This is a genomic window from Anthropogastromicrobium aceti, from assembly GCF_020687335.1.
In the GTDB taxonomy this organism is placed as follows: domain Bacteria; phylum Bacillota; class Clostridia; order Lachnospirales; family Lachnospiraceae; genus Anthropogastromicrobium; species Anthropogastromicrobium aceti.
Genome location: NZ_JAJEQN010000034.1, coordinates 23,525 through 36,534, shown reverse-complemented (window position 1 = coordinate 36,534; position 13,010 = coordinate 23,525). Strand labels below are relative to the sequence as shown.

At 40.1% G+C, this 13,010-nt stretch carries 8 protein-coding genes; 1 reads left to right on the top strand and 7 read right to left on the bottom strand.

Annotated elements, in window-relative coordinates; all coding sequences use genetic code 11:
* Positions 1–64: 64 nt before the first annotated feature.
* The gene (locus LKD48_RS12345; RefSeq protein ID WP_308732136.1) at positions 65–1,024 is read right to left on the bottom strand and encodes a GNAT family N-acetyltransferase; all 960 of its coding nucleotides are present in this window, start codon (positions 1,022–1,024) and stop codon (positions 65–67) included.
* A gap of 222 nt (positions 1,025–1,246) precedes the next feature.
* Here LKD48_RS12345 and LKD48_RS12340 point away from each other — a divergent pair, with 222 nt between their 5' ends.
* Positions 1,247–2,287 carry a glycoside hydrolase family 43 protein gene (locus LKD48_RS12340; protein ID WP_308732135.1) on the top strand — a complete coding sequence of 347 codons (1,041 nt, stop codon included), beginning with the start codon at positions 1,247–1,249 and terminating at the stop codon, positions 2,285–2,287.
* Positions 2,288–2,395: 108 nt separating this feature from the next.
* Here the strand turns inward: LKD48_RS12340 and LKD48_RS12335 are convergent, their stop codons facing one another.
* From LKD48_RS12335 to LKD48_RS12310, 6 genes are all read right to left on the bottom strand, one after another.
* Positions 2,396–4,147, bottom strand: a complete 1,752-nt coding sequence (locus LKD48_RS12335) for an extracellular solute-binding protein (protein ID WP_066557268.1) — start codon at positions 4,145–4,147, stop codon at positions 2,396–2,398.
* 97 nt (positions 4,148–4,244) lie between these two features.
* Positions 4,245–5,123: a carbohydrate ABC transporter permease gene (locus LKD48_RS12330; protein ID WP_227100759.1), complete on the bottom strand. Its 879-nt coding sequence runs from the start codon at positions 5,121–5,123 to the stop codon at positions 4,245–4,247.
* Between the two features lie 48 nt (positions 5,124–5,171).
* On the bottom strand, positions 5,172–6,104 hold the full coding sequence (locus LKD48_RS12325) for an ABC transporter permease (protein ID WP_082868441.1): 933 nt from the start codon (positions 6,102–6,104) through the stop codon (positions 5,172–5,174).
* Between the two features lie 294 nt (positions 6,105–6,398).
* Positions 6,399–7,565 (bottom strand): helix-turn-helix domain-containing protein, encoded by a 1,167-nt coding sequence (locus LKD48_RS12320; protein ID WP_227100760.1) that lies wholly within the window; start codon positions 7,563–7,565, stop codon positions 6,399–6,401.
* Between the two features lie 204 nt (positions 7,566–7,769).
* Positions 7,770–10,916 carry an alpha-mannosidase gene (locus LKD48_RS12315; RefSeq protein WP_308732134.1) on the bottom strand — a complete coding sequence of 1,049 codons (3,147 nt, stop codon included), beginning with the start codon at positions 10,914–10,916 and terminating at the stop codon, positions 7,770–7,772.
* Positions 10,917–10,981: 65 nt separating this feature from the next.
* Positions 10,982–12,982: a beta-galactosidase gene (locus tag LKD48_RS12310; protein ID WP_308732133.1), complete on the bottom strand. Its 2,001-nt coding sequence runs from the start codon at positions 12,980–12,982 to the stop codon at positions 10,982–10,984.
* Between the last annotated feature and the right edge of the window lie 28 nt (positions 12,983–13,010).

The window sequence follows — 13,010 nt, the reverse complement described above, 5'->3', positions numbered from 1 at the left end:
CCGGAATTTAGTCTTGCAAGAACTTTTAAGAACAGGTATTTACTTTTGCAAACTGGAAGTCAATTTACCAATTCACCACTTTATGATTATCACGCACAAGTATATGAACACTCTTTTTGTTCTGCTCACGAAGCACGGCAAATACGTGTTCCATCATCATTTTTGCAATGCCCTGTCCCTGCAAATCTTTTCTGACACACACGCGTGCCACCTCTGCTGACGGCTGAAAATCCTTGCTCCAACAATCAAGGTTATCCACTTCTTCGTCGTGATCAATTGAAATGGCCGAAATGATTTCTCCCTTTTGATTTTTCATGACAAACAGGCTGTCATGTGCAATATCAAACTCAATATTTTCCATGGAAGGATAATATTCATTCCAGTCTGCTGCTCCGCCTATCATTGAGCGATACAGCTTTAGAAGTTCATCTTTGTCGGATTCTTCTGCCAGCGTAATATTTCTTCCTGCCGCGATAATCTTATCCACAGTTTCCTGCCGGATACATTCGCGCAGATGTTTGATATATGGATGAAACTGCGACTTGTCAATTCCATAATTCTTTGTCAGCTCATACTCATGCGGCTCCCAGGTCTTAAGATCTGACTCGTTATGAGATAGTGCTCCCTCCATGTTGTCGAGTGCCTTGTAGATCTTTGCCTCTAATGTTTTTAGCTCGCTCATCTCCTGATAAAGTGTCCGCATCTTATCGTTAATTGGCTCTGGAAGTGTCGCTACCCACTGATAAAGTAGATTTTCCTCTGTTTCTTCATCGGCCTCTGTCTTTTTAAAACACGGAATATCACCTGTAAAACATTCACCCAAATCATGAATAAGACACATCTTGATTACTTTATTAATATCCACTTCTGGAAATTCATCTTCCATCCAATATGCCATCAGTGCCACTCTCCAGCAATGCTCTGCTACACTTTCCTTCCTGTCATCTGATGTGTAGCAATGACGCATCGTTCTTTTTAATTTCTCTACCGTGTGAAGTGCTTCTATTAATTTTTCTGCTTCCATATTTTTCTGTCTCCCAGTTTTAATTTTTGTCACTTCCATTATCGCTCAAAATGTAAAAAAGTGGTAGGGTTTTTATATTATTTTTTGCTCGTCAAAAAAACACAAAAAGAATATAAAATTTGACATCGTTTTTTGATGAGCGATGTGGTATGGTGTACAGTAAAGGAAGCTATTTTTATCTACAAAAAATAGCAAAGATATCATTTTTAAGGAGGGAACAACATGCGTTTTTATTGTACTGACGACACAGTTGATCTGGAACAGTATCCTTACCATGTGAGAGATGTCCATATCAGCGACCCATTTATTCTGGCAGATCCAAAAAGCCGCTGCTACTACACTTATGTACAGTTTGCAGATACAGAACGTTTCCCAGATGTGGAAACTGACAAAGAACACGGTGTATTTTATGTACTTGAAAGTAAGGATTTGATTCACTGGTCAAAGCCACAGATTTGTTTTCGTCAAAATAATTTCTGGGCAGATAAGGATTATTGGGCACCAGAGGTTCATATCTGGAAAGGACGCTATTATCTGTTCAGCTCATTTCGTGCAGACGGTCATTACCGCAAATGTCAGTGCTTAGTATCAGATTCACCAAAAGGACCATTTGAACCCATTCGTCAAGAAGCTGTTACACCAGATGGATGGCAGAGTCTTGATGGAACATTATACGTTGACCGATCAGGCAAGCCATGGATGGTATTTTGTCATGAGTGGCTTCAGGTTGGTGATGGTCAAATTTGTGCCATACCAATGTCTGATGATCTGGGAGAAGCAATTGGTGATCCTGTCATTTTATTTAGAGCATCCGATGGCAAATGGAATGCTAAAGGCGCAAAAGAAGGCGGATATGTGACAGACGGACCATTTTTGCATCGCCTTCCTGGCGGAAAACTTATTATGCTTTGGTCTAGCTTTACAGAAAAAGGCGCATATGCTGTAGGCTACGCGACAAGCCGTTTTGGTGATATTCTGGGGCCATGGGATCAGGAATCAGAACCACTGTATGCACTTGATGGCGGTCATGCAATGCTGTTTTATACCTTTGGCGGTCAGCTAATGATGGCATGCCACTGCCCAAATGATCACCCAAAGAAACGTATTCTTTTATTTGAAATGGAAGAAGATAAAAATGGACTTCATGTCGTAAACGAAGTTACAGGGAACTGGTTTCATGCAGCGGGAGGCCCTGCCAAAGGCTGGGTCTATAAACAGCCCTGTGTAGAAATTCCTAGCTTTGCAAAAGATCCAAGAGGATAACACTATACGTCATTAAAATACCCGGAATATATTGCTGCTATACAATATATTCCGGGTGTTATTTAGGGTTATGTCTTTTTAACTTGTAAATAACACTTTCATTTAAGCTTATTTTTTGATTGCATTATTCATTTCAACAAGTGTTGCAACATCTTCTGCCTGAGCCAAAGCATCCTGATAGAAGTAATCAAATACCTCATCAACATGATAGCTTGCCTTCAGCTCTTCAATCATGCTGTCACGCATTGCCTCAAATTCCTCATCAGACTCACATGCTACGCACTTAAATACATTCTTACCCATGTATGCATTGATTTCGTTTACCCAAGAAGCAACCTCACCTTCTGGATCACTAAATGAAATGTAATTCATAGAATCAGTAACAGGTGTTTCCTGACGATATACATCCACCTGAGACTCTGCACCATAATGATCAATGAAATCCTTAATGGTATCATTCATCTTTGCTTCCATAGCCTTTGTTGAGAACTGATACAGATCAGTGGTGTAGCCATCTGGCTGAATTGTTCCGTTTCCAAATCCACAGAAATGATGGTATACATTAATACCAGTCTCTACGCCAAGAGCATCATCCTTTGTTACTTTCAGGTACTCATCCGTCGGTACTGGCTCACCATCTTCCATATTCCACATACCACCTTCTAAGCCATTCCATGCAATTCTGGAAAATTCATATGTAGATACAAAGTCAAGCAATGCTACACAGCGCTCTGGATTTTCAGTATTTGCGTTGACAACATACTGTCTCTCACCTCTATACATATTTCCAAAACGATCTTCTGCATCTGCAGTCAAACTTGGCATTGAAATAAATGTTTTCTCATTTCCTTCTGCCTTGTTAAACTCTGTGTTTGCGTCATTAGACATCCAACCTGGTACATTAAACATATACTTTCCAGCCTTCAGATTTTCCGAGTAAACATCAGATGTCTGTGTAAAGGAATCTGGATCTAACAAACCTCTCTGGTTTGCCTTATTATAAAAACGAACTGCACGCCAGAATACACTTTCAGGATCGGTTAACTGATTTGTTTCAAGTGGTGTAGAATCAACTGTAGAAACACCAAGTACACGACCAGTTGTTTCTATCAAATTTACGCCTTCCTGCGGTCCAAGACCAAAGGTAAATACCCATTCACCCCATCCCTGACCTGCACCAAACCATGCACCGCATCCGTAAGTTTTCTGCCCATCTGCTGTTTCTGGCTCTAATGCCACCATCTGCTCAAGAACATCTAACAGATCATCATCATAATTTTCCAGCTTTGGATAGCCCGCTTCCTTATACAGATCCCATCTCAAATAGTGACCGCATGTTGGAACTGTGCCATCATCCCAAGAACCTTTACACATTCCCCAAAGGTACATGTTTCCATCTGGACTGTTTGCCGGCATACGCTCTGCTGTTACCATCAGCTGTCCTGCTGGGTCATTCATGGTATTTGGTGCATATTCTTCCAGATAAGGCTCCAAATTCAATACAGATGCAGACTCAAGAAGCATCGGAAGCTGTTTTGTTGGGTCCGATAATAAGAAAACATCTGGTAAATCATTATCTGCTAACATAGCTGACAGCTGTGTCGGCCAATCTGCCTCTGTAACAGCAGTCAGGTACAGATCAATATTCAAATTATCTTCAATATACTTGCTGACTGGATCAGAACGAAGTCCATCAAGTTCACCTGATCCTACGAATGCCACTACATCAAGTGCCACTCTATCCTCGAATTGAGGTGTTGTTGTGCTGCCCGTGCTCTCTCCTGCAAATGCCATTGTATTACCACACATAATAAGTGCGGACGCTGCTGCAAATGCCTTTCTTGCTACTGTTTTTTTCATAAATATCTCCTTCCTTTTTCTTTTTTATTACTGCCAGACTACATTCGTACCATACGTTTGCACGATTGCAATCATAACTAACATAAAATAACATTTCTCAACCTTTTACTGCACCAAGCATAATTCCCTTTGTAAAAAAGCGCTGCATGAACGGATAAACACAAAGTATTGGAACTACCGTAATAAAGCTCATTGCCATACGCAGCGTTGTCGATGATACTTTAATTGCTGCTCCCGCTGCCGCTCCTGCTGTGGAAGATACTACATTTGACTGTAATTTCGTATACAGCAAATACTGCAGACAATGTAACGTTGCAGATTTTCTTCCCTGCATAAAATACATATCATCTGCCCATGCATTCCACTGATTTACAGCTGCAAACACAATAATGCATGCCAGAATCGGCTTTGCAAGTGGAATAATAAGCTTGAAGTAAATTTTTACTAATCCAGCTCCATCGATCTCTGCTGACTCAATCAGTTCCCCTGGAATAGACTCAATATAAGTCTTTACTAAAATAATAAAATATGCCTGAACTGCCGATGGAAGAATATATACTAAAAAATTATTTTTCAGTCCTATATTGCTGATCAATAAATAGTACGGTATAAATCCTGCATTTACATACATTGTAACGATAAAGAAACGGTACAAAAACTTTTTGCACGGAAGATCTCTATTAGCAAGAATATATGCTGCAAAGCTACAGAAAAAACATGTTAAAAGTGTACCAAATATCGTCCTCGCAAACGCTATCCATATGCTAGATTTAAGTCCTGGAATCTGAAGCATCTCTGTATAGGCTTCTGTTGTAAACTCCTTCGGAAGCAAATATACACCTAAGTTCACTGCTCCCGGAGAAGAGAACGAGTTAATAAAAATATACCATAACGGATATACGCAAATAAATGTAATCAATCCAAGCAATACCGTGTTGATTGTGCCTGCAATTGTTATCTTATTTTTCTTTTTCATAATTCTTACAATCTCCTTTCTGAGAAAACCTTCTTTTCAAACTTTTACTTAGAATATAGAATCGCCTCTCAGCTTTTTAGATGCCCAGTTTGCAAATGTCAAAAGGATAATACTTACAATAGATTTGAAAATGCCCATTGCAGTTGCCAATGAGTATTCCATATTTTTGATACCCATACGATATACATATGTATCAAATACTTCCAGCTTATCCCACGTCATACCATTTCCAAGCAGCCAGAACTGCTCGAATCCATTTGACATCATATTAGAAATTGCAAGTAATAGTAAAACAAAAAATGTAGAGAGTAAACCAGGAACAGTTACATGAATAATTTTTTGCCATGTATTAGCACCATCCACCTCTGCTGCTTGGTATAACTCCTGATCAATTGATGTAATCGCAGACAGATAAATAATTGCATTGTAACCCAGTGATTTCCATACACCGATAGCAACCTGTGTTGCCCATGCATGTTTTTCATTTGTCAGCACATTAAGTGGCTTCTTTATAATGCCAAGTCCCATCAGAATAATATTTAATGCGCTATCTTCTGATGAAAGAAGCATAAACACAATGGAGTATACAAGAACCCAGGAAATAAAGTTTGGAATTGAAGTTCCTGTCTGTACAAGCTTTGCATATCGCTTATTCTTAAGCTGTGAAATTGCAATTGCAAAAATAGCTGGAAGCACGGAACAGCAAATGTTCAAAAATGAAATACTCAGTGTGTTTCTCATTACTGTCACAAAATCTTTGGAATTTTCGAAAATCTTTTTAAAATATTTCAGTCCAACAAACTGCGATTTAAAAATTGAAACACCAGGTGTAAATTCTACAAATGCATAACTCCATCCAAACAACGGTGCATAGGAAAAAATTCCTATCATAATCATGAAGGGCAGAAGCAAAAGTACTAACCGAATCTGTTTCTTCTGTCGTCCTGTCAATCCACTCTTTCTTGAATGTTTCATATCCATTTTCTTCACCTTGCCTTTCCTATGCTGCTGCATAAAAAATATCTGCTATCATATGGTTTATTAACAATCGTCTTCTCCTGAAAACTTTGAATGACCTTATTATAGCAGATACTTTTTTGTCATTATATCATTTTTCCTTATTTTTTATCATAAATCTCATATTTATTCTTTTGTTTTATCTATTTTTATTATATTATTCTGATATTTTCTTGATTCTATATCACTTTTTGTACATAAGCATCATTTTTTTATTATCTAAATATACTTTTTTACCAATTCCCGTTTTTTAATATCTTACCCTCTTTGTATTTTTGATTCTCGATACTTCGCAGGTGTCATTCCTACCTCACGCTTAAAAGCACTCGAAAAATGACTTTGCGTTGAAAAACATAGAAGAGCTGCAATTTCGCTGCAGGAATACGATGAATATAACAATAGTTCTTTTGCTTGGCGAACCTTTTCTTTTCGTATATAGTGCTGCAACGTAATTCCCTCGTATTTATGAAAGAGTCCTGTCAGATAATTTTCATTAATTCCAAGTGCTTCTCCAATTTGTACTACTCTAATTGATTCATCTATATGTTCTGCAACATATTCCTTCGCCCGCTCCACATAACGATTATGCTCGCTATCATGCTTGACCTGTTCAACAGCTCGTGCAAATTCTCGTTCATATTCAACAACTGCTGCCTGAATTGGCAATACCTGAGTCATTCTTTCAATGTTACTAATAAACACATCTGACATTGAAAATGCCTTCTGAGGTGCAACACCACCATCAATTGCTGCTCTGCATGCAATGGAAATTACAACAATTGAAAGATTTTTCTCTTGACGCAGCGGATTATCTGCGAGTTGACCAATTTCACCTGGCCATACCTCATTTTGACATTCTTCCAATAGCTTTAAATTTCCAGCTCGAATACTTCCAAGCTTCTTTTGCTCATGCTGATAAGGATTGTGCAAATGTCCGCCTTTTTCCATCCAGCGTTTTTTTTCAAAAAATTTTTGTTGTTCTGGCTCAGGCTGTTGTTTTGTATACAACTCACTCAAACAAACTTTTTCACCTGTTTCCTCATAAAGAAGTAACTTCATTGCTTCCAAGAATGTTTTTAATTCACAATATGGAAGACGATACGATGCAGCTTCGATTTTATGCTTTTGAGCTATTTTAAGTGCAGGTGCTGCACCAACAACTGTCTGCACTGGTCCTGCAAGAATCCAGCCTTGTATTCCTTTTCGGCGAACCCTTGCATAATAAACGTCATCTTCCCAGAAAATGTCAATTGATGCTTCTGGTCTTCGTTCAAGCACATCATTAAAAAAAATTTCATCCGTAAAAAATGGATCTTCTTCTTCCTTTGTCTGTCCTATTCTACGAATGTCTCTTTCTTTATCAATCAGTCTAATTTCCCCATGCGTAATTTGAATCAATGATTTTAAAAAAAATTCATCTACCATATTTTTCCTCAGCCTCTTCCTTCCACAATAATTTTATTCACTATTTCCTTTCTGATACACTTATGCAGTTACTTGATATAAGAATTATACAATGTCTTTTATTACACAAAAGGGGCAGTTTCCTGCCCCCTTTATCCACCTCATAAAAACGCATTTAATACGCAATCATCGGAATGCTTTCTGCCTTTTCATTTGCAGGCTCTTTTATGCCATAGCTTCCTCAATCGACAGACGAATCGTTTGAATCTGAAATGCACCAAACTCAAGCTCTAACATGCCGTCTTTTATTACTATCTCCTGCTCTTTATTTTCCAGCATATCACAAAGCCAAGCCTTCTTTGCATCAACATTCAGCAAAATCTGTGCTTTTCCCGCTGCCTTTTTGGACTCATACAAACGAAGTATCAGATCACCGCTTCTGTCTAATGCCGGCTTTATAGTATCTAAGACAACTGTGCCGCTCTTTACAGAAGCCATGCTAAATGTCGGCACACATCCCGGCACCAGTCTTGGCTTTTCATTTAGTTCATAGCCCTGCTTTACCACATCACATCCGGCAAAATCACCTTCCCAAGCAGTAAACGCGTATGTAAAATGATGAACCTGATTATCTGCACGCATTTCTGGCGCTGCTGCTGCACGAAGAAGAGTTAGTTCTAACGCATTTTGATTCATGCTGATTCCATACTTGCAGTCATTTAATACGGCTGCACCGTGAGACGCATCGCACAGCGCACTGTATCTGTGATTGCATACCTCAAAACGATCTTTTTCGTATTCTCTTGAACGATGAGTTGGGCGCATTACATAGCCAAACTGCATCTCATTGATTCCATTTTCTGCATAAACCGCTACTGGAAATGAAGTCTTTAGCAGGCGATGTAGCTCTTTCCAGTCAATCGTTGTATCAAATTCGAGACGTCTGCTATCCTTTGCCAGACGAATATACTGTGTATATGAAGAATTTCCAATCTTTCCTGTAACTTTAATGACTGCTTCTATTCCATCTGCCATAAGCTCAGTACACACATCAAATGCTCCTTCAAGCTCCTGCTCCCTATAATTTGAGTCGATATCCCATGCATCAAACATGCGTGGTACATCCTTATAAAAATGGAAACAATTCAAGGCATCTGCTGCAAACTCACGTCCTGATTCCTTTAGGACAAAGCTTGTCACCTCGCCTTTTTTGTTTATCTTGACGCGTACCTGTGAATTTTCAAGCACAATGCCGTCCGTGGTCTTTTCTGCTGACACAGCCTTTTGCTCCACATCTTTCTTCTTGTATGGAACAAGTGTAACAGCTCCGCACGGTGGGATTGTTACCCATGCCTTAACGCCAAACGGTGTCTTCTCAACAAAAACTTCCTCTCCTTCAAAGGTTTTTGCACCGTCTGCAAATGCTTCTGGAAGCTCTACCACTGTCTTTCTCTCAAAACCAAATGAGTTAAAGAGCGTCACATCATTTTCATTTTCATTTTCTTTTGTTACAAGCTGACTCATATATATATCTGCCTGTTTATTTGCTGTCTCAATTACACCGCCAACAGCTTTCCTTGCTTCCTCGTAAACTCTTCCAATCGAGGAGCCTGGAAGAATATCGTGAAACTGATTTAACAATAATTCCTTCCAGAGAGCATCAGCCTTCTCACTGTCATATACATTTCCCTTACAAAGACCAAATGCTCCCCACATCTCCATCTCGCGAAGTGCAAACTCAGCACGTCTATTATTTTGCTTTACTTTTGCCTGAGAGGTGTAGGTTCCTCTGTGTGCATTAAAATACAGCTCACCTACATAAGTATTGACTGGTCCGCCCGCTTCGTCCATTTTTTTGAAAAAGCTCTTCGGATCAGACAGCTCAACTCTCGGTGCGCCCTCCAGATTTTGTTCTCTTCTTGCATACTCAATATCGTCTCTTGTTGGACCACCGCCGCCATCACCATAACCAAACGGCAGCAAAAAGGCATCCAGATCCTGAAGCTGACTTCTGTTTTTCCACACTTCGTCAAGCTGCTTAGGATTAGTCTTATAAGTATAGCTTGTCGGAAGAAATGACACAATCCTACTTCCGTCTATGCCTTCCCAGTTAAAATAATGATATGGGAACTGCTCACCCTCGTTATATGACCAAAAGATCTTCTGTGTTACCAGATAGTTGACCTTGCATCCCTTTAAAATCTGTGGCAATGCCCCTGTGTATCCAAACGTATCTGGAAGCCACAGCACTTCACTGTCTACATCAAATACTTCCTTATAATACTGCTTTCCATACAGCAGTTGGCGAATCAGTGCCTCACCACTTGCCATATTCGTGTCAGGTTCCACCCACATAGCACCCTCTGCAATCCACTGTCCTTTTTTGACAGCCGCCTTGATTCGCTCAAAAAGTTCCGGATACAGTTTGCGGCACATCTCATACTCGGCTGGCTGGCTCTGAATAAATTTATATTCTGGATATTCCTCAATTAGACGAAGCTGTGCTGCAAATGTACGCGCGGTTTTACGACCTGTTTCCGCAATCGGCCACAGCCAAGCCAGATCCAAATGAGCATTTCCCACTGCATAAAAGACTGGCATTGTCGAACCATTCTCGGCCTCTAGCACTGGCTTTAAAGCTTCACGCGCTTTTTTATAGGACTCAATTCTGGCATCCCGTTCCTGCTCAAAATCAACAATCAATGTAAACTGTTCCAATGCCTTTGCTATTTTTGCCGTTCTAAGGCTTGTCTTGTCAAGCACTTCAAGTAAACGTCCAAGTGTATCTACATCCATAAAAAGTTGGTAAGCATCTTCATTCCAAATTCCGTAAGTGCAGCGTCCTAATGTACGTCTCTTTCCCTCTTCTAATGGGTCTGTATAGGATCCCGGAAGCACTGGACCTGTCGCACATCCTCCTGTCGGTGCCTCTGGATAATAATGACCAGCATAGACCTCCATCATGATATCAAACTGCTCGTCTCCCTTTGCACAGCGACTTAACACATTGTCTACAATATAATGATGCGGCTCATTAACCCAAGACGCACGGTATGTACCAAAAGCCTTATCATTTACAAACAGTGTTGCCTCACCATCTGGCTTCAAATTCATCACAATACGTTTGCCATTAGCTTCCTCACTTAGCTGAATGTGTCCCTTCATCCAACAATATTCATATGTATTTCCCCAAGTAAAACCTGGCTTTACCGAAACAAACTGCTCTTTTTTTGCCTCACCAAGTGAGAGCTGTTCATTTGTGCGAAATGCCTCCCATTGAATCTCACCAAGTGGCTGATAAAAATCATCTTTAAGTGTGCGCACCCAATGACTGATGCGGTCTCTCCATTCGGATTTCATCAATTTATTCATAATACTATTTCCTTTCCATATATGCCATATGCCTAACAAAAATTTAATGAAAAACAATTGCAAATTTAATACGCAATCATCGGAATACTTTCTGCCTTTTCATCTGTAGGCACCTTTGTGCCATCCGCAATCTCATACATGGCTTCGCTGCACTGCTTTACATAAGACGCCATATCCTGATATGGACGTGAGCAGATGTCAAACAATCCAATGTTATAATTTTCTCCGTCAAAACGACCAAGAACAAACTGATCATAGCACTGGAAATAGTGGCAGCCAACACCATTTGGATGAGCTGCTACACGCTCGCAATAATAGCGGTAGGCTTTTCCACGATCTTTTTGTGTCAGTACACCCTCAAGTCCTGTTGCTGATAAACCTGTATCTAGTGCTCCAAAATGAAATTCGCCAATCATAACAGGCAGATCTACACCAAGCTCTACCACATGCGAGATTGCTTCTGTTGGATCGACTGCATAACAGTTAATGGAAAATACATCAAAATTCTCCCATCCCGTTGCAAGATCTGGATCGGAAATCCATGCCCATCTCATACCAAGAATCATATGATTTGGATCGACTTCTCGACATGCTTTTGACGGAATCTCAACATAAGCGCGAAGCATCTCTTTTGAGAATGTTTTCTGATCTTCTTTTGCAGCCTCAGATTTAGCTGATGCATCACGAATCGGCTGATACAGATCGTCAAAGTCATTAAACTTTGTGTTCCATGCTGTGTTTAATGCCTCCACAGTCTGATATTTTTCCTTTAAAGCCGCAATCAGCTTTTCCTTACATACTGTGCGCTCCGGATTATAGAGTACCTCGTCTGCCAGCACCAAATTATCCACAAATGCCCAGCTTGGCTCATTTCTAAGGAAATAACCGATCATCATCTGATCGTCCTTCCTTGCTGCGAGTGCCTTTGCATTATTTTTCGCGTTTTCTTTATACTCATCACTTAATACATCTGGAAAATCACGGAAAATTTTCTTTTTTGTCTCCGGAAATTCTGGAAGTGAAGTTACATATGGTATCGGTGTATTTTCAAAAAGGCGCTGATCACTCCAGTTGCCAAGCGTATTCATGCCCATCTGCATCAGCTGTCCTGCCATCATCTTCTTCCAGGTCTGATACCAGTCTTCACCAAACACACGATATAAATTGGCACCTGCATAGGAGAACATCTTTGCATTTCTTTTTCTATCCTTAAATACGCGGTCTGGTGAAAACATTTCTGCATATGCCGGTTCTTTCTCATCTGGCAGCCAATCCAGCCATTTTTCAATTCCATCAACACGACAGTCCACTGGCACATTCACGCAGTCTGGTCCTGCACTAAAAAACGCATAACCGTCTGGATCTGCAAGCCACCACTTGCCATCTGCCTTATATTTTGTAAAAAAGCCTGTGCCCTTGGCCAGCTTTTTATTTTTCCAGCCGCCCCATTTTGACCAATTTTCAAATGGATAGCCTTCTTCGCCGTCCTTAACTTGTTTTTCAAGAATGCTCTTTAACGACTCTATATCCTTTGTCTTGCCTGACCATTCCTTTTGCTTATTCTGTCCAAGACTATCGACAAGCTTAACATCCAAAAGCTGCACATTTTCCGGATATGTATCTGTTAATGCCATGTTGCTGATACGCACGGTAATATCATGAAATACTGGAATAGTCTTCATCTCAATACGTGTAATTTCTTCTGGCACAATTCGTCCACCATGGCAGACAATCTTAAGCTCCCCCGGAAGTGCCTCTGGAAACAGCACACCTGCTTTAAACCACTCCTTATCCAAACAAATCTGTGTTGTAATCTGCGGAAGAATGCCAAAACGAATCGTCATCGTTGGCTCATCATCCTTGCCATACACATACACATTGAAAGCATCACAATGTTCCTCAAGTGTCTCAATCTGAAACATAAAGTAGCGCTCATTTTTCATTACATCCCACGGCAGTACAATACCCGCTCCATCCTTTGACAGCTTCAATAAAGCACTATCTTTCTCCTGCTCTAAAAGGGATGCCCCACTTGTTAACATCTTCACGTCAAATGGAATCTTCATCGCTTTTTCTCTCCTTTTTCTCTCGTCA